Origin of the sequence: Cohnella zeiphila, from assembly GCF_014212055.1 — a bacterium.
GTDB classification, from domain to species: Bacteria; Bacillota; Bacilli; order Paenibacillales; family Paenibacillaceae; genus Cohnella; species Cohnella zeiphila.
Window position 1 is genome coordinate 202,006 of record NZ_JACJVO010000012.1, and the last position, 24,423, is coordinate 226,428.

Annotated in this window: 19 protein-coding genes and 1 pseudogene; 13 read left to right on the top strand and 7 right to left on the bottom strand. The window is 58.9% G+C overall.

What is annotated here, in order from left to right; translation table 11 throughout:
- Positions 1-45: 45 nt before the first annotated feature.
- Positions 46-177, top strand: coding sequence for a putative holin-like toxin (locus H7C18_RS36010; protein WP_420481854.1), 132 nt, complete (start codon positions 46-48; stop codon positions 175-177).
- A gap of 193 nt (positions 178-370) precedes the next feature.
- On the opposite strand, the pseudogene H7C18_RS11705 reads toward H7C18_RS36010, so the two are convergent.
- The 3 genes and pseudogenes from H7C18_RS11705 to H7C18_RS11715 form a co-directional block, all read right to left on the bottom strand.
- Positions 371-859: pseudogene (locus H7C18_RS11705) on the bottom strand (SDR family NAD(P)-dependent oxidoreductase); the annotation flags it as partial.
- Between the two features lie 91 nt (positions 860-950).
- Positions 951-1,688, bottom strand: coding sequence for an SDR family oxidoreductase (locus tag H7C18_RS11710; RefSeq protein ID WP_185129227.1), 738 nt, complete (start codon positions 1,686-1,688; stop codon positions 951-953).
- A 3-nt stretch (positions 1,689-1,691) separates the two neighbouring features.
- Entirely contained in the window at positions 1,692-1,961 is a 270-nt protein-coding gene (locus H7C18_RS11715) for an Atu4866 domain-containing protein (RefSeq protein ID WP_185129228.1), read from the bottom strand.
- A gap of 143 nt (positions 1,962-2,104) precedes the next feature.
- On the opposite strand from H7C18_RS11715, the gene H7C18_RS11720 reads away from it, so the two are divergent.
- Both H7C18_RS11720 and H7C18_RS11725 read left to right on the top strand, forming a co-directional pair.
- Positions 2,105-3,028 (top strand): AraC family transcriptional regulator, encoded by a 924-nt coding sequence (locus tag H7C18_RS11720; protein ID WP_185129229.1) that lies wholly within the window; start codon positions 2,105-2,107, stop codon positions 3,026-3,028.
- A 57-nt stretch (positions 3,029-3,085) separates the two neighbouring features.
- A complete protein-coding gene (locus tag H7C18_RS11725) occupies positions 3,086-3,955 on the top strand; it encodes a serine/threonine protein kinase (protein ID WP_185129230.1) in 870 nt (289 codons plus the stop codon).
- A gap of 56 nt (positions 3,956-4,011) precedes the next feature.
- Here the strand turns inward: H7C18_RS11725 and H7C18_RS11730 are convergent, their stop codons facing one another.
- Positions 4,012-4,617 carry a TetR/AcrR family transcriptional regulator gene (locus H7C18_RS11730; RefSeq protein ID WP_185129231.1) on the bottom strand — a complete coding sequence of 202 codons (606 nt, stop codon included), beginning with the start codon at positions 4,615-4,617 and terminating at the stop codon, positions 4,012-4,014.
- Positions 4,618-4,724: 107 nt separating this feature from the next.
- Here H7C18_RS11730 and H7C18_RS11735 point away from each other — a divergent pair, with 107 nt between their 5' ends.
- On the top strand, positions 4,725-6,155 hold the full coding sequence (locus tag H7C18_RS11735) for an MDR family MFS transporter (RefSeq protein ID WP_185129232.1): 1,431 nt from the start codon (positions 4,725-4,727) through the stop codon (positions 6,153-6,155).
- Between the two features lie 87 nt (positions 6,156-6,242).
- On the opposite strand, the gene H7C18_RS11740 is transcribed toward H7C18_RS11735, so the two are convergent.
- Positions 6,243-10,178 (bottom strand): carbohydrate-binding protein, encoded by a 3,936-nt coding sequence (locus tag H7C18_RS11740; RefSeq protein WP_185129275.1) that lies wholly within the window; start codon positions 10,176-10,178, stop codon positions 6,243-6,245.
- 343 nt (positions 10,179-10,521) lie between these two features.
- On the opposite strand from H7C18_RS11740, the gene H7C18_RS11745 reads away from it, so the two are divergent.
- From H7C18_RS11745 to H7C18_RS11775, 7 genes are all read left to right on the top strand, one after another.
- On the top strand, positions 10,522-11,445 hold the full coding sequence (locus H7C18_RS11745) for a DMT family transporter (RefSeq protein WP_185129233.1): 924 nt from the start codon (positions 10,522-10,524) through the stop codon (positions 11,443-11,445).
- Positions 11,446-11,575: 130 nt separating this feature from the next.
- Complete coding sequence (locus tag H7C18_RS11750) at positions 11,576-12,028, top strand: helix-turn-helix domain-containing protein (protein WP_185129234.1); 453 nt, start codon at positions 11,576-11,578, stop codon at positions 12,026-12,028.
- Positions 12,029-12,101: 73 nt separating this feature from the next.
- The gene (locus tag H7C18_RS11755) at positions 12,102-13,502 is read left to right on the top strand and encodes a catalase (RefSeq protein ID WP_185129235.1); all 1,401 of its coding nucleotides are present in this window, start codon (positions 12,102-12,104) and stop codon (positions 13,500-13,502) included.
- Positions 13,503-13,938: 436 nt separating this feature from the next.
- Positions 13,939-14,523 (top strand): TetR/AcrR family transcriptional regulator, encoded by a 585-nt coding sequence (locus H7C18_RS11760; protein ID WP_185129236.1) that lies wholly within the window; start codon positions 13,939-13,941, stop codon positions 14,521-14,523.
- Between the two features lie 54 nt (positions 14,524-14,577).
- Positions 14,578-15,768: an MFS transporter gene (locus tag H7C18_RS11765; RefSeq protein WP_185129237.1), complete on the top strand. Its 1,191-nt coding sequence runs from the start codon at positions 14,578-14,580 to the stop codon at positions 15,766-15,768.
- The gene (locus H7C18_RS11770) at positions 15,765-16,313 is read left to right on the top strand and encodes an NADPH-dependent FMN reductase (protein ID WP_185129238.1); all 549 of its coding nucleotides are present in this window, start codon (positions 15,765-15,767) and stop codon (positions 16,311-16,313) included. Before H7C18_RS11765 ends, H7C18_RS11770 begins: the two co-directional genes overlap by 4 nt.
- Positions 16,314-16,429: 116 nt before the next feature.
- Positions 16,430-17,098: a YdeI/OmpD-associated family protein gene (locus H7C18_RS11775; RefSeq protein ID WP_185129239.1), complete on the top strand. Its 669-nt coding sequence runs from the start codon at positions 16,430-16,432 to the stop codon at positions 17,096-17,098.
- 325 nt (positions 17,099-17,423) lie between these two features.
- Here the strand turns inward: H7C18_RS11775 and H7C18_RS11780 are convergent, their stop codons facing one another.
- On the bottom strand, positions 17,424-18,971 hold the full coding sequence (locus H7C18_RS11780) for an MFS transporter (protein WP_202887026.1): 1,548 nt from the start codon (positions 18,969-18,971) through the stop codon (positions 17,424-17,426).
- 188 nt (positions 18,972-19,159) lie between these two features.
- Positions 19,160-21,523 carry a helix-turn-helix domain-containing protein gene (locus H7C18_RS11785; protein WP_185129240.1) on the bottom strand — a complete coding sequence of 788 codons (2,364 nt, stop codon included), beginning with the start codon at positions 21,521-21,523 and terminating at the stop codon, positions 19,160-19,162.
- 296 nt (positions 21,524-21,819) lie between these two features.
- Between H7C18_RS11785 and H7C18_RS11790 the strand changes: the two genes are divergently transcribed.
- Together H7C18_RS11790 and H7C18_RS11795 are read left to right on the top strand one after the other, a co-directional pair.
- Positions 21,820-23,424, top strand: coding sequence for an extracellular solute-binding protein (locus tag H7C18_RS11790; RefSeq protein WP_185129241.1), 1,605 nt, complete (start codon positions 21,820-21,822; stop codon positions 23,422-23,424).
- Between the two features lie 94 nt (positions 23,425-23,518).
- Positions 23,519-24,418 carry an ABC transporter permease gene (locus H7C18_RS11795; RefSeq protein ID WP_185129242.1) on the top strand — a complete coding sequence of 300 codons (900 nt, stop codon included), beginning with the start codon at positions 23,519-23,521 and terminating at the stop codon, positions 24,416-24,418.
- The last annotated feature ends 5 nt before the right edge of the window (positions 24,419-24,423 follow it).

Here is a 24,423-nt window from a genome sequence, read left to right on the forward strand (position 1 = left end):
CGCCTCTCTATCGACAAAATATGATATAATTGGAAATACAACAGAATGGCTTGCAAGGGCGGTCGGCTAATCTCCCGGAAGGGAGGTGATGCCGTGGAGGTTAAGGACGCATTGACGCTAATGATTTCATTTGCGACTCTTGTCGTACTTATACTTTCATTCCATAAACGGAAATAGACCGCCCTCGCCAAAGGATTCGGTCTAATTTCCTGACTGCATTCCCATTAAGCCTGCCGCCCTTAAAAGCGGCTGTTGTGGAGGAGTCGTGTTCGCAGCACGGCTCCTTTTTAAAGCGTTTTAAAGCCTGCATATACTAGCACCAGTATATCATAATTACACCAAAACTACACCAATCAGTTATTTTTAAGTGGCTCTCGAGATGCTGGGCCAAAACGTAGGTAAGCGTGTCTACCGCCCCCTTCGAGATGCTGTAGCCGATCAGATTCGGGAAAGCGATTCGAGTCGCGGAGGAGGAAATGTTGATGATGCGGCCTTCGTCCTTCATGCGAGGCAACGCCTGCTGAATCAGGAAAAACGGCGCCTTGGCAAGAAGGTTCATCAGGTCGTCGAAGCTTTGCTCCGTCGTCTCTTCGATGGTGGCATACAGCCCGTTTCCGGCATTATTGACGGGAATGTCGAATCGATTATCGCCGATGCGCGCCTGAAGTTCTTCATCCAAGGCGGCATACAATTGCTGAATGTTGTCCGTGACGCTCAAGTCCGCACCGATCGCAAAGGCGGAACCGCCGCTCCGCTCGATCTCATGTACCGCCTCTTCCGCCGCCCGGCGATTGCTTCCGTAATGTACGGCAACGACGGCGCCGTCCCGCGCCAATCGCAGCGCAATCCCGCGTCCGATTCCCCGGCTTCATAAACGGGGCGCAGCAAAAAGAACGGCTTTCGCGAGAAAGCCGTTCTAGAGGTATGCGTTATGCCTATGAGTCCGGCGTTTAGGATACCTGAGAGGTAGGCCGGACGACAAGTTCGTTCACATCGACATCGGCCGGCTGCTCGATGGCATAAGCGATGGCGCGGGCGATGGCGGAAGCGGGGATGGCGTTGCGGCGATACTCCTTCATGAATTCCCTCGTTCCGTCGTCCGTGATGCTCTTGGCCAGCTCGGATTCGGTCACGCCCGGCGAGACGAGCGTCGCGCGGATGCCGCCTCCGGCCTCCTGCCGCAAGCCGTCGGTGATCGCCCGGACGGCATATTTGGTGGCGCAATATACCGCCGCAGTCGGGGTTACCGAATAGGCGCCGACGGAAGCGATATTGACGAAATGACCGACCCCTTGCTCCTTCATAACCGGAAGCCCGGCGGCGATGCCGTGGAGGACGCCGCGGATATTGACGTCGATCATGCGGTTCCATTCGTCGACTTTCAAGGCTTCAAGCGGCGAGAGCGGCATGACGCCGGCGTTGTTCACGATGACGTCGAGGCGGCCGAATCGGTCCTGAGCCAGGCGGACGATCGCCCGCATCTGATCGAGTTCCGTCACGTCGAGCGGTTGAAGCTCGACCGAACCTTCCGCGGCGCGAATGTCGGAGGCTAACGCCTCCAACCGTTCCAGCCGTCTGGCGCCGATAACCACCTGAGCGCCTTGTTCGACGAGCAGACGCGCCGTCGCTTCGCCGATCCCGCTGCTCGCTCCCGTAATGACGATAACTTTTCCGCGAATACCGGACATGGATCAGCTCTCCTTTTTCTCCCGATAAAATATCATTCCGCCGTGATAGAGCACCCCGTCCCGAAAATCGCCGTCGGCCATAAACCCCGTGTCGTCCACATATTCGATATGGTCGCCTTCCAGGGCGTAACTGCCTTGATAGGCGCTCTTGCTCTTGCGGTTCCCGCGGGCTTCGTCGTATCGTCCGTTCGGCAGCAGCTCCTGCCGGACATAACCGTCCCGGGTCACCCACATGCCGACGTAGGGATGCGGGTCTGCGTTGCCGTTCTTCATCTCATCCTCTCCTTCCGCGTTCGAACGCAGGTTTATTATGGCGCGCATCGCAAACGAGGCGGTAGCGGGAAGCTTCGATCCGATTGCCTAATCCTCCAAAACATTATAAAGTGGAGAGTGATCGGGAAAGAGAGGTGACGGAGATGGACGTACATTCCGCTAAGCGGAGGGAAGAACTGGCGCAGCTGATCGAACGGCACTCGGAACGGGACGGTACGCATGAGACGGCGATTCCCGCCTTGCGCTTGATTCGCTCGTCTCAAGTGTCCGGGCCGGCGATCCATTCGGTTTACGAGCCGTCCCTGTGCGTCGTGGCCCAAGGCTCGAAGGTGGTTCTGCTGGGGACGGAAAGCTATCGGTACGATCCGGCCAGCTACTTGGCGGCCTCGGTCCATCTGCCGATCGCCGGGCAGGTCGCGGAGGCTTCGGCGGAAGCGCCGTATCTGTCCCTGCAGCTGCAATTCGACATGAATCAAATTCTCGAGGTCATTCAGGCTTCCGATCAAGCGGCCAAGCCGAGGCGGGAATCCGGACGCGGCCTGGTGGTCAGCCGGATGAACGATGCGCTTTACGAGGCCGTTCTAAGACTTGTCCGATTGCTGGATACTCCGAGCGACATTCCGGTGCTGGCTCCGTATGCGGCGCGCGAGATTATTTACCGGATGCTCCAGGATGAGCAGGGCGCCGACGTCAAGCAGTTCGCGTTAATCGGCAGCCATGCGCAGCGAATCGCGAAGGCGATCGAACGGATCGGCCGCGAGTTCGCGCTGCCCCTGCGCATTGATGAATTGGCCGCGGAGGCCGGGATGAGCGCCTCGTCCTTATTCAGTTACTTCAAGGAAGTGACGGCGATGAGTCCGATCCAGTACCAGAAGCGGCTGCGGCTGCAAGAGGCGCGCCGTCTGCTTCTCTCCGCGGCGATGGAAGCGGCGGATGTCGCGTTCCAGGTCGGCTACGAGAGCCCTTCGCACTTCAACCGCGAATATGCGCGGATGTTCGGGCATCCTCCGATTCGGGACGCTCGGCGTTTAAGGGATGAGCTGCATGCGGGGAAGACGCGGACCTAGGCAGGGCATGCATATTCGGATACAGTAATGACTCCACCATAACGTAGGGGGAATGGCATGAATCGATTCGATTATTCGTTTGACGGCGTGGCTTTTCAGCTCCGGGAGCCGCACGATATGGAATGGCTGCGCTCGCTTGGCAAAGTGTTCTGCGTGTTCGACCAGCAGGATTCCGGCAATATCGCCTTCGGAATCGAGAAGGACGGCAAGAGGTCGTTCGTGAAATATGCGGGAGCCCGGCCGATGGATTACGTGGGGGATCCGCAAGAAGCAGTAGCGCGTTTGACCGAGGCGATTCCGCTGTATTCGGCTTTGCAGCATCCGCACCTGATCCGGCTGACCGATCACTTCCGCACCGGGAGCGGGCACGCCGCCGTCTTCGACTGGTTCGACGGGGAATGCCTGCACTCGCACTGGTCCTTCGCGGGACCGGCCAAGTATAACCACCCTGATTCTCCGTTTTACAAGTTCAAGCATTTGCCCCTCGAGAAACGGTTACAGGCACTGGACGCGATCTTTTCCTTTCACGTGCATGTAGAGTCCCAAGGTTACGTAGCCGTCGATTTTTACGACGGGAGCATTCTCTACGATTTCTCCAACGATGTCACGAGGATCTGCGATATTGATTTCTATCGGAGAGCGCCCTCCGTCAACGAGATGGGGGAAAATTTCTGGGGCGCCAAACGCTCGAAAGCGCCGGAAGAGTTCGAGCTGGGGGCTCCGATCGACGCCCGAACGAATGTGTTCACCATGGGAGCCGTCGCATTCGGTCTGCTGGGCGGGGAGACGGACCGCTCCTTCGCCAAGTGGGAGGCGGGAAGTCCGCTCTACGAAGTCGCTTTGCGGGCGGTGAGGGAGGATCGAGCGCTTCGGTATGGGAGCGTTCGAGCGTTCAAGTCCGCGTGGGAGGAGGCGAGGGGCAAGTAACGGATGCCATCAGAAGAAGTCCGTACCCGATGCGGGACGGACTTCTGACAACGCCATTACCCCGGCTGGCTTCGGTAAACCAGCGGCAAGAAGATCACATCCACGATCTCCACGATCGTCTCGTCCGGAATCGGCTCATGGGTCAGGATGACCTCCTGCCGAAGCAGGTCCGTTGGCAGCGCGATAATTCGCGGGTGCAGCTCGGCCGTTTGAATTTCCCCTCTTTGTTCGGCCCGCTTCAGAATCGTCTTGATCGCAAAGCCCCTTTCTTTCCCCTGGTGATTGATGAATCGGGCCAGCGGAAGGCCGTCGAGGTCCGCCAAGAGGCCGCGAACGATATCCGGCTTCACCTCTTTGAACGGATGCTGGCGAAGCAGCGATAGGCAATCGCCTCGAAGCTCCCCGGTGTCGGGAATCTTTTCTCCCTCAAAGTAAGGGCTCCGGAACAGGACCGCCGCGCGCACCAACTCCGCCCGGTTCGGCCAACGCCGATAGATGACCGTTTTGCTCGTACGGGCGCGGTCGGCCACCCCCTCGATCGTCAGATTCGCGTAGCCGGCAGCCGACAGCTCGTCCCATGCCGCCTGCAAGATCGCCTCTTCCAGCTGTTTTCCCCGGCGTCTCGTTCCTGTCGACTCTCCATCGGGTTTCGTATCGGGCATGATGATCCTCCAAAATAAAATACGTTGCGTTTCTTATAATCCTATTTTATCATAAAAATAAGAAACTTAACGTATCTTATCCGGCGAGAGAGGAGACGATTTGCTCGATGAAAAGCAGCGATGAGGCCCGGGAGGGCGCTGCGGGAGAAAAGCTGGATCCGACGCTCGTGAAGATGGTCTGGATCTTCCTGGCGGGAATCTTGGCTCCCTTGTTCGATACGACCATTATGAATGTCTCCATCGATACGCTCGGCCATGCGTTCGATGCTTCGGTGTCCTCGATCCAATGGGTCATGACCGGCTACTTGCTGGCGCTCGGGATCGTCATTCCGATCAACGGCTGGGCAATGGAACGATTCGGCGGGAAAAGAATGTGGCTGTTCGCGCTCCTTTTGTTTCTGGCGGGGTCGGTTCTGTCCAGCCTCTCCTGGAACATCGGCAGCCTGATCGCGTTCCGCGCGGTTCAGGGGGTGGGCGGAGGTTTGATGCTGCCGATCATGCAGACGATGATCGTTCAGAGGGCCGGCGGGCAGAAATTAGGCAAGCTGATGGCCGTCGCCGGGCTGCCGGCGCTGATCGGTCCGATCATCGGCCCAGTGTTGGGCGGACTGATCGTCGACCATTTAAGCTGGCGTTGGATTTTCTTGGTCAATATCCCGATTTGCCTGATCGCCTTGATCTGGGCATGGTTCGGACTGCCGAAGGATGCGGACGCGAAGCTCGGCCGGCGTTTGGACGTCACGGGTCTGGCGCTGATCTCGCCCTCCATGGTTCTGGTGATTTACGGCCTTGCGCAGGTAGGGACGCAGCATGGCTTTCTTCACCCCGGCGTATGGATACCGCTTGCCGGCGGCGCGATTCTTTTGGCGCTGTTTGCGATTCATGCGTTGAAGAAGGCGGATGCCTCCATCGTGGATCTCCGCTTGTTTAAGGTCCGCGCCTTTACGGCCTCATCCGTCCTTCTGTTTCTGTCCGGCCTCTCCACGTATGGCGCCATGCTGCTGCTGCCGCTTTATTATCAGCAGGTACGAGGGGAGAGCGTGCTGACCGCCGGATTATGGATGGCTCCGCAAGGCATCGGGATGCTCCTGACCCGGTCCTGGGCCGGCAAATGGACGGACCGGATCGGAGCGCGTCCGGTCGTGCTGGCGGGAACCCTGCTGACCGTGCTCGGGACTTTGCCGTTTACTTGGGCGGGCGTTCAGACGAGCCACGTTCTTCTCGGCGCGGCGCTCATCGTGCGGGGGGCCGGGCTTGGCGCGGTGTTCCTGCCCGTCATGGCCGCGTCCTACCATGGGCTCGGAAAAGCCCAAATTCCGCACGCCAGCACGGCGACGAGAATCATCCAGCAGATTGGCGGCGCTTTTGGCTCCTCCGTACTGGCCATCCTCTTGCAGAATCAGCTTGCCGGTCATTCGGCTTCTGATATCTTGGGGAGAGCCGACGCTTTTCAGCATACGTTCTGGTGGTCGCTGGGCTTTACGGTAGGGGGACTGATTCCGGCGGCTCTCCTGCCTCGCATCGCCAAGCGGAGCTAGATTCTCAGCGCCAACCCGATAAGAAAAGGGGATGCCCCGAGGCCTGTTACGGCCTGCAAGGGCATCCCCTCGTTCAATGCCATCCTCTTACCAGTTGTTCCCCGAGACGCGGATCACGTTAAAGTTCGGAGACTTGCTCTCCCCGTAAATCGCCGCGATTCCCGGGTTGTTCACCTTGACGTTGGTGAAGCTCGCCGCGCCGATAACCGGTCCTTGGCCGTCCTCCGCCTTGGCGACGAGCTTGATGCCGTAGCGGGTCGGGTTGTTGATCGTAATGTTCTCCAGGCGGACGTTCTGCATCGGCAGGTTCTCCGGCGATTTGGACTGGAACATCAGACCGAAGTAGACCGGATTGTTGATGTCCACGTTTTTCACCAGGATATTCTTGAAGTCCCTGTCGCCGCCGAAAAACCAGATGGCCCCGAAGTTCTGGTAATCGTTGATCTTGTCGTCGGCTCCGACGCTGGTCCAGAAGTCGCCGCCCGTCCGGTCCAGCGTGACGCCGTCGATGACGGTATCCTGATCGCCGAAGCCGAGCGTGTTGTAGCCGAAGCTCAAGCTGCTGATCGTTACGCCCGGGTACGTGAGCGTATCGGCGCCGTACAGGTTCTGGAACGTGTTGCCTTGGCCGCCGTAGACGGCGAACGCGGCCGCGCGCCGGACGTTGGTCGCGGTCAGGTTCGTGTACTGGTTGCCCACGTTGTAGGAGCCGCCGGCATCGATGGCGCTGAACAGCGCGAACGAGTCGTCGCCGGTGGCGCGGGCGTAGTTGTTGTCGATGATGTTATAGGACGAACCGTTCGTCATGTTGATGCCGTCCGCGAACATGTTCTTGATCCGGTTGTTGCGGAACGTATTATGCGAGGAGTTCACGCCCCAGTACAGGCAGATAAAATGCTCGGCCCAGATGTTCTCGATGGTGACGTTCTGCATGCCGTTGCCGTCGATGAACTTGCCGGGTCCGTCGACGCGGTAGACGTAGTTGCCCCAAGCAGACAGGTTCTTGATGGTGGAGCCGTTCGCCGTGGAGCTGATATTGAATCCGACGTCGGTGTTCGTCTGATCCTTCGGCGCCACAAGCTTGGTGTACCAGGGGCCGGCGCCGATGATCTCGGTTGCCCGGCCGTACAGGAAGATCTTATTCGAGATCGTCCATTCGCCGGCCGGAATAAAAATTCCTTTCTTCGTCGAGTCCTGCCGGAATTCGTTCAACGCCTGCTCGATCGACTTCGTGTTCGACACTTCGACGTACTTGCTCGGATCCGGATTGGAAGCGGGCGGCGCGACGTTCTCCGTCTCGATCATATCCACGTAGATCCAAGAAACGTCTCCGGCGTCTTTCTGAATCTTGATCTTCGTTCCGGCCGGATACACTTGGTCGAGCATCAGCTGCGAATCTTCATAGAGCCAGTAAGCCTTGGAGCCGGAGTTATTGTAGCCAAGCTGCCCAAGGGTGCTTGGAGTCGCGTACACGTAAGAGAACTTGGAGGTGACGGTAAAGTTGCCTTTGTCCGCGCCGTTCGCATAGATGCTGACCGTGCCGGTGGTGTTATCCGCCACGGCGTTGCGCAGGACGATCGCGTTGGCGGGCGAGGTCAATGTGAACTCGACGTATTCGCCGGTCGAATCCAGATAGACGGCCGAACGTCCGGAAGCTTCGCCCGCGTAGTCGCCCGGCGTGAAGTTCGGGGCCAGCCTGGTTCCGTTGGTGCTGTTCCCGGAAGCTTCGGCTTCCAGAATCGTGAACGGCATGTTCGCGCCCCGGCCCGAATAGAGGCTGACCGTGTTCGCGTTGTTGGCTTGCTTGACGGCGGCTTCGTTCGCGTCCGCCGCGACCGTCGTCGTAACCGTATAGCTGCCGTTGACCGCCGTCCACGTGCCCAGGGTCACGTTGACCGACGCGCCTGCGGCCAGAGCCCCGCTGTAGGAGCCGGTAAAGGTCTGGATCGTGGTTCCCGCCGCGTTCTTCAGCGCGAGCGTGATTCCGTGAGCGCCGCCGGCGGAGGCGATCGTGCCTTGGTTTTTCAGGTTGACGGTGAAGGCGACGGTATTGCCGGCGCTCGGATTGCTTGGCGTCCAAGAGGCCGTCCCGATCAAGTCGGAGCTCTGGACTTGCCCGACGACCAGCGGCGACGATTGGGTGAAGCTGTTGTTCCCGTTGTCGGTCTCGATGACGGCGTTGCTCTCGTCAACCTTGGCGGTGACGGAATAGGAGCCTGCGTCCTTCGGTCCGATGTTCGCGGAGACCGTCGCCGATGCGCCGGCGGCCAGCGCGCCGACCGATGCCGTTCCGGCCAAAGTGCTTCCCAGGTAGAATTTCACGTCCGTCGCGGCGGAAGCCAAGGTGCCGGCGTTCTGTACGGTCGCGCTAAGCGTAACGGCGTCGGTCTCGACCGGAGAAGCGGGCGACCAGGAGATTCCGGTGACCTTCAGGTCGGGATTCGGCGCCGGGGTGCCGAGGATCTGGAACTCGGCGACTTGCCCGCCCGGCGCTCCGGAGTTGGCGGTGAAGCGGAGCTGCACGCTGCTCGCCGTCGCGTTCACCGGAATGGTGACGGTGTTCTGCGAAGACGGGTTGAACGTATACGTAGCGGAGGATACCAGGTTCGTGAACGTCGTGGCGTTCTGATCGTGTCCCAGCACCTGGAGCGTCTGCGTGCGCGTGGCCCACTCGCTGGCCGGGTTCAGCTTGAGCACGACCGACGTGACGCTGGCGTTGGCTCCAAGGTCCACGGTGAGCGTACCCGGGTAGCCGCTGCTCTCCCAATACGTGCTCGTATCGTTGTCGTTGGCGTTCGCCGCCACGTAGGTGAAGGTGGAAGAGGAAGCCGTGATCGGCTTGCCGACGGCGAGGTTCGTGTCGTTGCCGCCGCCGCCCGAACCGGTGCGCGTGACGGAATTGCTCGGCGCGGAGACGTTGCCGGCCGCGTCCTTCGCAACGACGTAGTAGGCGACCGTCGCGGACTGGGGCTGGCTGTCCGTATAGATCAGCGTCGATCCGTTCACGCTGCCGCGAAGCTGATTATTGGCGTAAACGTCGTAGCCGGTAACGCCGACGTTATCGGTGGCCGCGTTCCAGGAGAGCTGAATCGTGCCCGAGGCCGGTTGCGTAAAAGTCAGATTGGACGGAGCCGTAGGAGATTGGTTGTCCGCGGAGGAGCCCGCGACGAAGTTGATCCAGTTGATATTGAAGTCGTAGCCGCTGGCATAGATGCGGAGCGTTTGCGCTCCCGCGGCGAGCGTCACGTTCGCGGTGACGGTCTGCCAATTCTGCCAGCCGCCGGTATTCGGCACCGTCGTCGCGGCCAGCGTCGTCCCGCCGGATTGAAGCTGGAGCTGGCCCGTGGAGGCGTTGCTGGCGACCCGGTACTCGACGGTATACGCGCCCGCGTTTTGCACGTTCACGCTGTAGTCCAGCCAGTCGCCGGCGTTGATCCATCCGACGTTGAGGCCGCCGCCGCTATCCGTCGTCGTCTCGGTCTGGATGCCGTTCATGGCGCTGTAGCTCTCCGCTTGAATCTTACCCGGTATGGCTTGCGGAGCGGATTGGGAAGATCCGTAGACTTCGAGCTCGGATAGCTGGCCCGCCGGCCAGCCGGTGTTGGCGGTCACGTTGACCCGCACGTAGCGTACGCTGGCCGCTGTGAAGTTGATCGTCACCGTATTCGCGCTGCCCGGATCGAACGTATAGCTCGCCGATGCCTTCAGATCGCTGAAGCTCGTTCCGTCCGTGCTTCCTTGCACGGACAGCGTCTGCGACCGGCTGCCCCAGCCGGACGGCAGCTTCAGCACGACCTGATCGACCTGGACCGCGCTTCCGAGGTCGACCTGCACCCATTGCGGGAAGGCGTTGTTGGTGCTCTCCCAATACGTGGCCGCATTGCCGTCGGTAACGTTGGATGCGGCATAGACGTCCGCGTGGCCGGACTCGGCCGCGGGTTTGCCTGCGGCGAGATTCGGGCCGCCGGCTGCATGGGCGGCATTGGACCATCCGACGGAGGCGAGGAACGTTCCCGCGAGCATGGTCAGGATGCAGACCCAGGCGACGATTCGTCCTTGTCTTCTCACGACTTCATTACTCCCTTCGGAATTTAGTTTCCTTTCGCGCTCTTCTTCTCTCTCCTAAAAATGAAAGCGAATGCAAAAAACGAAACATTCCTCCATTCCCGTTTTGTGGATCGCATAGTCATCATAAGGTGGATGATCTGCCAAATAAAGGCGCATTTCTATGGAGATTGTGTGCGGGTCTATGAGGATCGCGCTCTGGCGGTCGGCATAAAGTTTGTAGACTTTTCGCGCGAGGGAACCTTATACTTTAATTGCTTCTGGTATCGGCTGAATACACGGACGGAGAAGGTGCACCTTCTTGAGCTATCTGCTGCTCCTTTTGGCGACGCTGGGATGGAGCTTTGTCGGGGTACTGGTTCAAACGGCGGGAACGATGACGGACAGCGCCGTCATTTCGTTTTGCCGGTTTTTCTTTGGCGTCCTTTTTCTCGGAATCTACTTGTTTCTCCGGGACGGCAAGGTTCAGCTTCGGTTCGGATTGAAGTGGATCTGGATCGGCGCGATGGGAAAAGCGATCAACTACATTTTCGAAAATTTGGCGCTGAACATGGGTTACTCCTACGGCAACATTCTGGTGCAGCCCGTTCAGACCGTCGTCCTGCTCATTGCGGCCGGATTGCTGTTCAAGGAGAAAATATCGAGGCGCGGCTGGGTCGCCGCGGCGTTCTGCGTCGCGGGCGTTATCGTGGTCGGATGGAACGGTACGCCGCTGGACGAGTTGGCCAAGGGAAGCGGACTGACGACGCTGCTGTTCACGCTGGCCGGCATCGGCGCCGCGGTTCACGTGCTCAGCCAGCGCATGCTGCTGAAAACGATGGATAACGGCAACATGAACTTATCCGTTTTCCTGGTCAGCACGGTTCTGGTCGCCCTCCCGGTACCGGTCCAGTCGCACGGGATTACGGGCCCGGTTACGGCGTGGGCGTGCGCGGCCTTGGTGCTTCTCGGCGTCATTACGGGGCTCAGCTTTTTCTGGTTCGCGGAAGCGATCAAGCGGGTGCCGTTCGCGATCGTGGCGATCGTCGGCAATTGTTCCGTTCTTTTTTCGATCTTGTGGGCCTACTTATTCTTCCGCGATCCGATTACCGTTTACGTCATCGGCGGAACGCTCATCTTTGTCATCGGCCTCCTGGTATTGAACGTCCCCATTCCGCTCCGAAAGCGCAAACGGCTGCCTCGCCCGCCGCTTCCGGCCGCACCGAACGAGAAGGCCGCCCGCTGACGGGTGGCCTTTTCGCTTAAGAGAAGCGGCGCAACCGCACGTTGCGGGGCTTCGCAACCAAATCGGTCTTTACTTTCGCCTGAACGGAATCCAATAATGGGGCGTACCAAACGCGGAAAGGTTGCTGGAAATGATCTTTGCAGAGAAGCTCAAAGCGGAGAGGAAGAAGATGGGCTGGTCCCAGGAGGAGCTGGCGGAGAAGCTCTATGTGAGCCGGCAATCCGTCTCCAAATGGGAGAACGGCCAGAATTATCCGAGCATCGAAATCATCCTCAAGGTCAGCGATCTGTTCGGCGTGACGGTTGACGAATTATTAAGAAGCGACGAGGAGTTGACCAAGAAGGTGATCAAGGACGGCAAGAAATTGGCTTACCCCGGATTGAAGTCTTTATTCGACGTTTTGTTTTTATTGGGCGTCGCTCTTCTGGTCGTTAAGCTGGGAGTTCTCCTGCTGAACCGAATCACTCCGCTGGATCTAACGCTGCCGGGCGGGAAGTTCTTTTGGAATTTCGGGTCTTTGGTTCTGATGGTCGGCGCGGGGATCGGCTCCGGCATCCTGAAAGAGAAGTATAAGGAAGACTAGGCAATCGTCATAACCGATGAAAGGCATCGCATAAATATGGGGGAGGATGGACGCAGACAGGGGAGGTAGGGCGATGGACGACAAAAACGCCCGCGATCGCGCGAGGAACGGCACTCCTACTCAAGGTCCCGCATCATCTCCGTATGCAGGAGACCGGCCGGCGGCTTATCACTCGCAGACGGTCGGACCGAGGGGGCCCATACTGGAGCAGGACAACGTTCTGCACGAGACGCTGGAGACGTTTATTCATGAGAAAATCCCGGAAAGACCCGTACACACGAAAGGCTTCGGCGCGTTCGGCTATTTTCAGACCCTTCACTCCATGGCCCCCTATACCAAGCTTTGTTTCCTGCAAAATCCCGGCCGGCAGGTTCCCGTCGCCGTGAGGTTCTCGTTTGCCGTGAGCAACAAAGGCACGCCGGATACTTCCCGCAACGTGCGGGGGTTCTCCGTCAAGTTTTATTCCGAACAGGGCGTTTTCGACCTCGTCTTCAACCATATCCCCGTGTTTTTGGTACGGGACCCTATTCGGTTTCCGGAGACCATCAAGGCTTTCCTGCCCTCGCCGGTCAACAACCTGATCGATCCCGAACGATTCTGGAGCTTTGTGGCCCGGGCGCCGGAGTCCACGCATTTCGTCGTTCGGCTGTACTCCGACGAGGGCACGGCCAAGAGCTTTCGCCATATTCCGGGCCACAGCGTGAACACTTACGTATGGCGAAATGCGCAGGGTGCCTGGGGTTACGTCAAATACCGCTGGGTTCCTCTGGCCGGAGAGCAGTATATCGATCGTCAGGAAGCCGCTCGGCTGGCTTGCGAGAACCCGGATTATGCGGGCAAGGACTTATACGACACGTTGGCCAGAGGAGAGACCGTCGAGTACGGGCTTTACGTGCAGCTCATGAACCCACAGGACGAAGCGACGCTTCCCTTCGATCCGCTGGACGACACCAAGGTCTGGGACGAACGGCAGTATCCGCTGCGGCCGGTGGGCCGGCTGGTACTGAACCGCAACCCGGACAACTATAAGGAGCAAGTGGAGAAATTGGCTTTCTCGCCGTCCAATCTGCTGGAAGGGGCCGAACTGTCGGACGATAAAATGCTGCAGGGCCGCGCCAATATTTATTGGGACTCGCAGCGCCATCGCTTGGGGCCGGAGTTCCGCCGGATTCCGATCAATCATCAGGAGAACTGGACACCGGCTTCCCTCGTGACCAGCGGCAGCGGCCGTTATGTGGAGGGCCATCTGGTGCGGTCCGACCTGCCCCGGCACGATGATTTTACGCAGGCCGGGCAATTTTACCGCGCGCTCTCTCCTGTGCATCAGGAGCACCTGGTAGATAACCTGGCCGCCGACCTGGCGGGCATTTCCCCCGGGACGCAGAAGATCGTCTTGGGTTACTTGTATCAGGCGTCTCCGGAGCTGGGGGACCGGGTCGTGCGGCAACTGGGCAAGGAGGGCACGGGGCCATAACATAGCAGGGCTTTGAGCCATAACATAGCAGGGCTTTGAATGGGATAGCCTCCGGATGGGGGCTATTTTTGACATTAATGAAAGTATAAAAGCTTCCCAAGAGGCTATTACAGTCCCATGGCGGGCTGAATGGATGCCGATAGCCGAAAAAATCGGCTAACGTGGCCTCTAGGCAGACCGAACGGATGCCGATAGCCGAAGAAATCGTCTAACGGGGCGTCGGGGCAGGCCGAACGGATGCCGATAGCCGAAAAAATCGGCTAACGGGGCCTTTGGCAGGCCGACTCTCCGTTACGCGTTCTCTTCGCTTAGGAATATACCTATATCGCGATTTCCATGTTGAGGACCGCAGCTGCCGATTGACAACTTCCACTGAAAGGAGTATTTTAGAAGAAAAATGTTAGTTACCACTAACTATCGAAAACGAGGGATGGGTTTGAGCGCCAGAACGGACAGCACGGCCGATAAAATCCTGGAGTGTTCCTTGGACCTCATGTCCGAGAAAGGATACAAAGCCGTCACCATGAAAGAGATTGCCGCCGCCGCATCGGTCAGCGAGATGACGGTCTTCCGGACGTTCGGCTCCAAGCAAGCCATCCTGGACGCCATCATCGAACGTTATTTGTCATCCGCGCCGGTTGAACGGATCGGCCGGAAGAATTTCTCCTACGAGCTGGAAGAAGATCTGCTCATGATCAGCGAGCTTTACCATGAGGTGCTGAATCGGAATCGGAAGATTTATCTGATCTCCATCCTGGAACGAAAAACGATGCCGGAAATCCATCGGCGGCTCCACGACAATGCATCCAAGCTTCTTCAGAGGGTCACCGAATATTTTCGCGCCATGCAAGAGAAGGGCAAGGTCGTGCCGGGCAATCCGGAAGCCCAGGCTCTGACGCTCATGCGGTTCAATTACGGGAAGTTCATATCCGGCTTGCTTCTCGAGGGGATCGCGCCCGCTTTCCAGGACGATCGGCTGGAAGACGCGGTAGCCATTATAGCCAAAGGGCTGAGCACGTAATTTTTTTAAATCGAATGTTAGTTAGCGCTAACTCTAATCAAGGGGATGGACGCTATGGAACGATTGTGGACGAATTCCTTTATCGGGCTGACGCTGACCCTGTTCCTTTTATGCTTCGGATTTTATTTGCTCTTGCCCACCTTGCCGCTGCATCTGAGGGAATCCGGAATCGACGAGTCGCGACTCGGGCTTCTTGTCGGCGCATTCACGTTAACCGCGGTCGTCGTTCGCCCGGCGATCGGCGGTCTGGCGGATCGTTTCGGCAGGCGCGTCTTCATTCTGACGGGATTGATCCTCTTCGCGATCGCGATGATCTTGTATAACTGGGCAAGCGGGATAGTCTGGCTTCTCTTGCTCCGAATCCTTCATGGCGGCGGCTGGGCCCTCTCCACCACTTCCATCGGAACTTCGATCACCGATGTCATTCCCGTCCGGCGCCGAAGCGAAGGCATGGGGTGGTATGGACTGTCGATGAGCGTATCCATGGCGATCGGTCCTATTGTCGGCGTGTGGATGGTGCAAAGCTACTCTTTTCGGCATTTGACCGTTTTAGCCTTCGGCTTGTCGATCGCTTCCCTCCTGACCGCCCTGGCGACAAGGATTCCCTCCGTGCGGTCGGATTCCGGGCACAAGGCGGTGTTCTTCGAAAAAACGGTTCTGCCGATCTCCGCGGCAATCTTCTTCATGGCTCTTACGTACGGAGGAATCACCACTTTCCTGCCTCTGTTCGCCGAATCCATCAAATTCAACTCGGGTACGTTTTTCCTGGTTTATGCCGTCGCGCTGACTCTTGCCCGTCCGGTTGCAGGGAAGCTGGCGGATCGTTACGGCGAAGGGAGGATAATGGTCCCGTCTTTCCTCTTGGCCATCTTGGGGCTGCTGGTCCTTAGCCTGTCCGATGGGCGGGCGGGGGCCATGGTCTCTGCCGCCCTGTACGGGATCGGATTCGGGTCCGCCCAGCCTGCTTTGCAGGCCGCGACGCTCGGCCTTGTCTCTCCCAAGCGGCGAGGAGTGGCCAACGCTTCCTTTTTTACGGCTATGGATCTGGGAATCGGGCTGGGCTCGATGCTTCTCGGGTTCGTCTCCCGGCTTTGGGGGTACCCGGTCCTCTTTGCCGCATGTGCGGCTTCCGGGTGCTTGGCGTTGATTATCTTCGCAGGGTTCGTCAAGCCAACCTTACGACGGGGAAAGGAGGATTCGGGCAAGGAAGTTCATTCATCATCCGAAGGAGGAGTTCAACCATGACAACCGATTTCTTGAAAATAGGCATTATCCTCGGCAGCACGCGTCCCGGGAGAGTGAGCCCGCAGGTCGGAAGCTGGATCAAGGAGATCGCGGACCGACGCGGCGACGCAACTTACGAGATCGTGGATCTCGCCGATTACCGATTGCCGTTCTACGGGGACCCCGCCGGGGAGGAGCAGGTTGCGGCTTGGGCGAAGAAAATCGGCGGCTTGGACGGCTTCGTGTTCGTGACGGCGGAGTACAACCACAGCATTACCGGAGTCTTAAAGAACGCTCTGGATTCCGCTCGAACCGAATGGTACGACAAAGCGGCCGGCATCGTCAGCTATGGCGCCGCCGGGGGTGCGCGCGCCGCCGAGCATCTTCGCGGCATCTTGGCCGAGCTTCGGATAGCGGACGTTCGCACGCATCCGGCTCTGAACATGTTCACGGATTTCGAGAATTTCCAAACGTTCAAGCCGGCCGATTTCCACGTCTCCCATGTAAACGATATGTTGGATCAAGCGCGCAGCTGGGCTGCCGCTTTAAAATCGCTGCGAAGTTAGCTTCGAGCGAGGAGCTTCCCTTCATCCAATGCCCGCAAGCATTCGCGCATTGAATGCGTTCCGTGATCTTGCTATAACTGTTATAGCGAGATTCGATAGCCGAGAGGGGCACTAAGATGTCGAAAACGATCGTCGATAAATTAAACTTGCAAAAATACAATAAAACGGCGGTGCTGAACCAGCCGGCCGGAGAGGATCTGCTCGCGGGCTTGGAGGCTTACGATACCGGGTTGAACGACGGAAGCTACGACCTCATTTTCGCGTTCGTGTTCGATCTGGAATCCTTGCAGAAGCTCGTGAAGGAAGTCATCGAGCGGGGCAGCCTGAACGACGGCGGCTATCTATACGCGGCTTATCCCAAGAAGGGGAATAAGGTCTATCCGACCTACATCCATCGGGACAGCTTGCTGGAAGGACTGGGAGCCGGCGAGGATGGTTATATCGGGACAAGCGGCATCAAGTTCGCGCGCATGGTCGGCTTGGACGATGTCTTTACGGTGGTCGGGCTGAAGGCGGAAGCGCGCAGCGGCGGCAAGCGGGCGTCGTCCAAGCCCAGCCAGAGCGTCGGCGATTACGAAGCCCTGATTCCGGAGGTGGAGAAGGATCTGGAGGATCGCCCGGAGGTGCTGGCGTTCTATCGCTCGCTTACTCCGGGGTACCGGAAGGATTGGGCCCGCTACGTATACAGCGCCGTCCAGGAGGACACCAGAGCCAAGCGGAAAGCGGAAATGAAGACGGTTCTGGCCGAGGGGTACAAAAGCATGGATCTGTATCGCAGAAAATAAATCTATCCTTTACAGCCGGCGAAAGGCGACTTCAGGGGCTTCCGGCCCTGGAGCCGCCTTTTTCTTGGCTGTAAAGAAAGAATATCCCGCGTTCTACTCCTCGCCTGCCATCGCCAACCGTCCCCATCACCTCAGAACGCCCGATGAACGGGATTTTCTCCTTTTGTCGGTTCATGAAAGAACGTATTCAGGGTATGAACGGGAAAAGCTCCCTAGATTCGGCCCCCGATTCGCAAAAACGCGGTCCATGGCCCGAATAAGGGGAGCATTTCCCTTTTATTCTCGATAGAAAGCGAGTTTGGCGTCAAGGAAGGGAGATTTTCCGTTATGCGGCAACGGCCGCGGATACTTTCTTGTCGCGGAGCAGAAAGGCGGTCATGACCGTGGCAAGCAGAAGGATCGATCCGGACACGAGACAGGTGGCATGCATGGCGGACAGGTAGGCTTCCCGCGAGGCATGGATCACTTGGCTCGCCGTATCGGAAGGCAGCCGTTGCGCGGCTGCGGACGCTCCGGCGATCGTCTGTCCGGCCGCGGCGGAAGCATCCGGCGCGAGTCCCGCGGGCAGAAGCGGCGATACGGTATGGCGGTAGACCGCCGCGAGCACGCAGCCGAGAAGGGCGATGCCGAAGGCGCCTCCGAGCTCGCTGGACGTCTCGATAAGGCCGCCGACGGCTCCCGCGCGGTCGGCCGGGGCGACGCCGACGACATAGTCGGCGACGAGGGTCATGACGGAGACGATGCCGGATGCGACCAGCCCGGCTCCGACGAGCAGAATGACAAGCGGCGAGAAGCCTTCCAGTCGAATCTGGGTCAACACGCCGAATCCGAGCGCCGAGAGCAGGAAGCCTCCGGCCATGACGCGCGGTCTTCCGATCGTCAGCGACAGCTTGGCGGCGATCGGCGCGGCAGCTCCTACGGCAACCGAAGGGAGCACGCTCCACAGAGCGGCGACGAACGGGTCGTATCCGAGGACCGACTGCAGGAATTGGGTGGCGACCATGGAATTCGCCATGAGCGCGAAGGTGGCGATGAAGTTGATGAGGATCGACCCGCCGATCCGGCGTTCCATCAGGGCGCGAATGTCGATCAACGGATGCTTCAGGATCAATTGGCGCCGGACGAACACGATGCCGACGAGCAGTCCGGCCGCGAGGAGGACTGCGGGGAGCGGCGCCCAGCCGTTCTCCGCGATAGTCTTTACGCCGTAAGTGACGGACAGAATGGCGACGAGCGCGAGGACCGAGCTGGCCGCGTCGATGCGGGTTCGTACGGAGCTGCGCGACTCCGGCAGCAGCGTCGGCGCGATAAGCAGCAGCAGCGCCATGGCCGGGATGTTGATGAGGAAGACCGATCCCCAGGAGAACTTATCGATGAGCAGCCCGCCGATAATCGGTCCGACGGTGACGCCGCTGGCCATGACGGCGCTCCAGACCGACATCGCTTTGGTGCGCTGCGTCGGGTCCTGGAACATCGTGCGCACGAGCGCCAGCGTCGAAGGCATCAGGGTCGATCCGGCGATTCCGAGAATGCCTCTGGCGAGAATCAGAGTCTCGGCCGAGTGGGCGTAAGCCGCCAGCAGCGAGCTGAGAGCGAATCCTACCGAGCCGAGCATCAGCAGCCGCCTCCGCCCGATCCGGTCTCCAACGGCTCCCATCGTGAGCAGCAGACCGGCAAGAACGAATCCGTACACGTCGAAAATCCACAATTGCTCGGTCGCCGTCGGCCTCAGATCCTCGGCAATGGCGGGCGCGGCGAAGAACAGAACCGAGACGTCCATCGATACGACCATGAGCGGAAGGCAAAGGACGCAGAGCGCGATCCATTCCTTGCGGCCGGCCAGCTTGGCGCCTTTTTGAACAGCGGCGGTCATGACCATCATCTCCTTTTGTTTCATTCATATACTGTTTATTATGTACACAGTATATGATATAAACAGTAAATGCGCAACACTAAATTTTCGCCGAAAAAGCCCCTTCTGCCGTTGAGGGGCAAAAGGGGCTTCGCTTGTATAGGAGGCAACTGCCGAAAAACCGCCCAGCAGGCCGGTTTCAGCCGGTCCTACGGCCCTTCCAACTCGTTTCGGGATTCGTCGTGCAGGGTTTCCGCCGCTTGCATCAGCCGGTATTGGCCGGGGGTATGACCCGTGCGCGACTTGAACAGCTTGTTGAAGTAGCTGACGTTGGCATAGCCGATCTCGCGGCAGATGTCCTCCATCGTGTATTTCGGTTCCCGCAGCAGCTCGCAAGCCCGCTTGATCCGCAGGTGGATCAAGTAATCGTTGATGGTCGAGCCCGTCGCTTCCTTGAAAATGCGGCTCAGGAAGGACGTGCTGCGCTGAACGTGCTCGGCGACCGTCTCGATCGTAATGTTGTTGTTGTAGTTCTTCTCCATGAACTCGGTGGCGAGCTGCAGCGTCACGTCGTTCAGCTTGAGCCGCTTCTCCCGGTTGTAGGCGATGATTCGGGCGCACATCTCCGTCAGCCGCGTCTCCATATCGCGAATCGTCTGGATGCCGGACGGCGCGAACGGCCGGTCGCCCAGCGCGACGGAGATATCGCCTCCGGTCTGGACGAGCGTCTTCACGATCTCCCCGCTTAATTGGAAGAAGAGCTGCTGGACGTTGGCGGTTCCCAATCGGCGCGAGATTACTTCCTGCGTGATCCGGCTGACGGTCGCGGCGCATTCTTCCTCGTTCAGCTGAAGGAGCGCCTGAAGCAGCTTCGTCTCCAATTCGTAAGGATAGAAGTAGGTCTCCTCGTCCTGCTTCCAGCTGCTGACGATCGCATACGGCACGATTTCCCCTTTGCCGACGTACATCTTGAGGCTGAGCGCTTCGACCGACTCCTCGTACGCCGATTGGATCGACTGCGCGCCGGAGTGAATGCGGCTGATGCCGATCGTGGCGATGACGCCGTAACGATCCGCCAAGTGCCGCAGCAGCTTGCCGGCCAGCTCAACCGGCCGTTCGTCCTGGCCCTCCGGCACCGCCTGGATGATGACGGTCCGTTCGTCGTCCCGGACGAAAATCTCCCCGTCGATATCGCCTCCAAGCTCCTCGATCAAGCCGTATTGGAACAGGTGGAAACGAAGCTTATCGGTCGAATCGCCGAGCAGCTTCGACTCTTCCAGCTCGAAGGTCAGGACGGCGAACCGGTCGAAGTCGAGCTTCAGCCCCAGCAGGTCCGCGGCATCGTTCTCCTGCCCGCCGTTCTCCGGAGAGACGGCCCGGCCTTTGATCAGATCGCTCAAAATTTTCTCCTTGATCGCCGACCGGTTGGCGCCGAGCAGCATCTCCACCCGTTCCTTCTCGCTCCGAATCTCCTCCCGGCTGTGGCTCAGCCATTCGAAGGACTGCCGAATGAAGCTCGCTTCGTCGGCGGCCGGCCGGGCAGGCGCCGGGGCCTCCTCGTTCCCGGGAGAAGCTCCGGTCGCCGCACGAGAGCCGCTGATATAGGCCAAGACGTTTTTCAGCGGGCGGTACAGCCGTTTGGAAATGTAGAACGACAGGACGATGGCGATCGTGACGTAGAGCGCGGAGACGGCGACCACGATCATTTTGATGCGGTTCAGGCCTTGCAGCAGGACGGACTTCTTGGTCAGGTTGACGAACTTCCAGCCCGTCAGATCGGACGTGGTGTACGTCACGATCCAGTGGCGGCCGTCGACGTACGAACCGCTTCCGGCAGCGGACAACGCGCCCGTGTCCAACTGGGAGACCAGGGAAGACGCATCGGCCGAGTCGCCGTAGAGCAGCTCGTCGTTCGGTCCGAGAACGAGCGTCGTTCCTTTTTTGTTATGGTAATGGCTCAAGTAATCGTTAAAGAGCCGATCCAGCTTCAGATTGACCAGAATCGCTCCGTCGACGTGCCCGATAAGCGGCATTTTCTGCATCAGGCTGGTGGTGTGCCCGCTCTGCGCAAGGCCGTCGGGACGGCCGGTCAGCCATACCGTCCGGCTTCCGGACTCCTTCTGCATCTCCGGCAGCCAGCTCTGGTCCGAGAACGAGGACAAGGGAGACGTTTTCGTATCGGAAAGAGTCGTCAGCACGAGATCGAGCTTGCCGTAGACGAGATAGATGGAATCGATGTACGGACTGAGCTTCTGCTGTTCGTCCAGGAAGCGGGACAAGTCGATCAGCGAGCCGACGCTCAGCTTGCCGTTCACCGTCCGGTACAGGTACGACTGGGTCATGGTCAAGCTCGAGGCGATATTTTTGATCCCGTACAGCTCTTTATGAATCAGCTCGCGCTGCTGGTCCAGTATCGACTGGTTGTATTCGATCGAATTCTGAATGCTCGTATTGGCGGAGATCGTATACGTGACCGAGGAGATCAGAATGACGGTGACGATGACGATGACCGTCATGGACAGCAGCAGCTTGACGAACAACGACCGATTGCGAATGACGTGACGACCGGGCATCCGGATCCCCCTTCTCTGTCTAGTGTTAGCGTTTTCAGAAGCTTGCGGGTAGCCGCTGCGGCAACACGGAAATTATAACACAGTACGGAAAAACGAAAAGGCGAGGCGCCAAAAACATACGAAAAACCGAATAACATAACGGCCGAAATCCGGCTTCGAAACGAAAAAACATAATCAAAATCGAATTGAGCGATTGTGCGGCCGCCCGGCGAGCGATATCGTTAAGGTTGTAACCGTTCCCAAATTCCCGGCCGGGGATCGTTGGAGGAACCACATTCACGCAGGGGGAGATCGCATTGCATAGAAAAATGAAGCCTGCCGCTCTCGGAGTGCTGGCTGCCGGAATGGCCGCAAGCCTTCTGGGCGGATGCTCCGGAGACAACAATAATAATAACGGCGCGGGAGCCGGTCCGAGCGCCGGTGCCAGCTCCAGCGCAAGCGCGAGCGCCGGATCGAGTCCGTCGGCGAGCGATTCCAAACCGATCGAATTGACATGGGGGATCCACATGCAGGCGACGGCGGTCGTGAACGACTCGCCGGTGCAGAAGTGGCTGGAACAGAAGTTCAACGTGAAGATCAAGCCGGTCAAGGTGACGGACGCCAGCATCGCCTCGGGAGAGGTGCCGGACCTGTTCATGCTCGGCGACCCTTCGAACGTATCCGCTTACCAGTCGCAGGGCGTGCTCATGGATCTCGACAAATCGATGATTCAGGAGAAAATGCCCGAATACTACAAGGACGTCGAGCAATCGGATCCGCTGTTCCAAACGGTTACGTTCGACGACAAGCTGTGGGCGATTCCGATGTACATCGATTTGAAGCCCTACGACTTCGCCATGGTGTGGCGCAAGGACTGGCTCGACAAAGTCGGGATTACGAAGACGCCGGAGACGCTCGACGAGTACGAGAAGGCGGTCTATGCCTTCGCCAATAACGATCCGGACGGCAACGGGAAGAAGGACACGTACGGCTTGACCGGCACGGCGACTTCGACCTGGTCGACCGGCTTCTATTCCATCTTCGGCGCCTACGGCGTCGAGCCGACCATGTGGCAGGAGAAGAACGGACAAATCGTCAACGGTTCCGTCGCTCCCGAAGCGAAGGAAGCTCTGACGAAGCTTCGCCAATGGTACAAGGACGGCGTCATCGATCCGGAATTCGTGACCGACACGCAGGATTCGTACCGCAAAAAGCTGTACAACAACCGGGTCGGCGTGATCGAGGATCAGATCAGCAAGGCCGCGACGGACGACGGGGCGGTCGTCGCCGCCATGAAGGAAGTCAATCCGAACGCCAAGCTCGAGCTCGGCCTGAATCCGGAAGGCCCGGGCGGCCGCGGCACCTGGGACTGGGGCATAAAGAGCAATTATATCGTCCTGGGCACTCAGGTGAAGAAGGATCCGGCGAAGCTGGAGAAGATCTTCGAGATCCTGCGCGCGGAGAGCAGCGACGAAGAGACGATCAACATGACCAGCATGGGCGAGAAAGGGAAGCAGTGGGACTTCGCGGAAGCCGGAGCGACCTCGGGCGCGACGAAGTATCTGAGCGGCTTCGAGAAGCAAGAGCAGCTTGACGCGGTCGGCGTCCGCCTGTTCTCGCTCGGCAATATCACGACCCGCGAGTACCGCGAGAAATATTCGAATCCGGCGATCAACGATGCGGTTCGGAAGTATTCGTCCGCGCCGAACTGGACCGACGCGCTGCTCTACTCGGCGCTGCCGTCGGACGGCAAGTACAAGAGCGATCTGACGGCGCTGACGCAGAAGTATTTCGCCCAGTTCATCAGCGGCGAAGTTCCGCTGGACGACTTCGACAAATACGTGGCGGAGTGGAACGCGAAGGGCGGAGAGCAGTTGACCAAGGAAGCGAACGAGCTGTACGAGAAGCAGTTCAAGAAATAAAGCGAGCCAGAAGCGATTCGCCTCCCCGCCGCCGGCGCTTACGCGGCCGCCGCTGCCGGGGACGGATCGAATCCGGCCTTAAGGATGTGGCAACATGAAGATGCTCTTGAAGCACCGGGAGCTGTTTGCGCTCTATCTGTTTGCGTTTGCCTTTTTCATCGTTTTCAAGTACGGCCCGATTTACGGGGTTCTGATCGCGTTCAAGGATTTTCGCGTCATCGACGGCATATGGGGCAGTCCGTGGGTCGGGTTCAAGCATTTCGAAGAGCTGTTTCAGAACGCCGACTTTTACCGCCTGCTCAAAAATACGCTGCTGCTCAACCTGTATATGCTGATCTTCGCCTTTCCCGCGCCGATCGTGCTGGCGCTGATGCTGAACGAGATCCGCTCCCGGTTTTTTCAGCGCTTCGTGCAGATGACGATGTATCTGCCGCACTTCGTCTCGTGGGTCATCATGTCCGGCCTCGTGATCTACTTCCTGTCGCCGACGACGGGCGTCATCGCCGAGATCTTCGGGTGGTTTGGCGCGAAGCCGATCTTCTTCCTGGGGCAGAAGGAATATTTCCGCCCGGTCGTGGTCGCTTCGGCCATTCTGAAGGATATCGGCTGGAGCTCGATCATCTATTTCGCCGCGCTGTCGGGCATCTCGCCCGAGCTGCACGAATCGGCGACGATCGATGGGGCCAGCCGCTGGCAGCGCATCCTGCGCATCAACATTCCTTCGATCATGCCGACGGTCGCGATCATGTTCATCCTCAACCTCGGCAGCTTCCTCAGCGCGAACTTCGAGCAGGTGATCAACCTGATCAACCCCGTCACTTACGAGACCGGGGATGTCATCGACACCTACGTGTACCGCGTCGGCCTGCAGCAGTTCCAGTACAGCTACACTGCCGCGATCGGCCTGTTCAAGTCGCTGGTCGGACTCGTGCTGATTCTGGGCGCGAACTTCACGGTACGCAGATTGAGCCGCGGAGAGAACGGCTTATGGTAGGAGGA

Excerpts from the sequence above, each read along its gene's own strand:
- H7C18_RS36010 (WP_420481854.1), top strand. The coding sequence starts at position 46 with ATGGCTTGCAAGGGCGGTCGGCTAATCTCCCGGAAGGGAGGTGATGCC.
- H7C18_RS11710 (WP_185129227.1), bottom strand. The coding sequence starts at position 1,688 with ATGTCCGGTATTCGCGGAAAAGTTATCGTCATTACGGGAGCGAGCAGC.
- H7C18_RS11715 (WP_185129228.1), bottom strand. The coding sequence starts at position 1,961 with ATGAAGAACGGCAACGCAGACCCGCATCCCTACGTCGGCATGTGGGTG.
- H7C18_RS11720 (WP_185129229.1), top strand. The coding sequence starts at position 2,105 with ATGGACGTACATTCCGCTAAGCGGAGGGAAGAACTGGCGCAGCTGATC.
- H7C18_RS11725 (WP_185129230.1), top strand. The coding sequence starts at position 3,086 with ATGAATCGATTCGATTATTCGTTTGACGGCGTGGCTTTTCAGCTCCGG.
- H7C18_RS11730 (WP_185129231.1), bottom strand. The coding sequence starts at position 4,617 with ATGCCCGATACGAAACCCGATGGAGAGTCGACAGGAACGAGACGCCGG.
- H7C18_RS11735 (WP_185129232.1), top strand. The coding sequence starts at position 4,725 with ATGAAAAGCAGCGATGAGGCCCGGGAGGGCGCTGCGGGAGAAAAGCTG.
- H7C18_RS11740 (WP_185129275.1), bottom strand. The coding sequence starts at position 10,178 with ATGCTCGCGGGAACGTTCCTCGCCTCCGTCGGATGGTCCAATGCCGCC.
- H7C18_RS11750 (WP_185129234.1), top strand. The coding sequence starts at position 11,576 with ATGATCTTTGCAGAGAAGCTCAAAGCGGAGAGGAAGAAGATGGGCTGG.
- H7C18_RS11755 (WP_185129235.1), top strand. The coding sequence starts at position 12,102 with ATGGACGACAAAAACGCCCGCGATCGCGCGAGGAACGGCACTCCTACT.
- H7C18_RS11765 (WP_185129237.1), top strand. The coding sequence starts at position 14,578 with ATGGAACGATTGTGGACGAATTCCTTTATCGGGCTGACGCTGACCCTG.
- H7C18_RS11770 (WP_185129238.1), top strand. The coding sequence starts at position 15,765 with ATGACAACCGATTTCTTGAAAATAGGCATTATCCTCGGCAGCACGCGT.
- H7C18_RS11775 (WP_185129239.1), top strand. The coding sequence starts at position 16,430 with ATGTCGAAAACGATCGTCGATAAATTAAACTTGCAAAAATACAATAAA.
- H7C18_RS11780 (WP_202887026.1), bottom strand. The coding sequence starts at position 18,971 with ATGACCGCCGCTGTTCAAAAAGGCGCCAAGCTGGCCGGCCGCAAGGAA.
- H7C18_RS11785 (WP_185129240.1), bottom strand. The coding sequence starts at position 21,523 with ATGCCCGGTCGTCACGTCATTCGCAATCGGTCGTTGTTCGTCAAGCTG.
- H7C18_RS11795 (WP_185129242.1), top strand. The coding sequence starts at position 23,519 with ATGAAGATGCTCTTGAAGCACCGGGAGCTGTTTGCGCTCTATCTGTTT.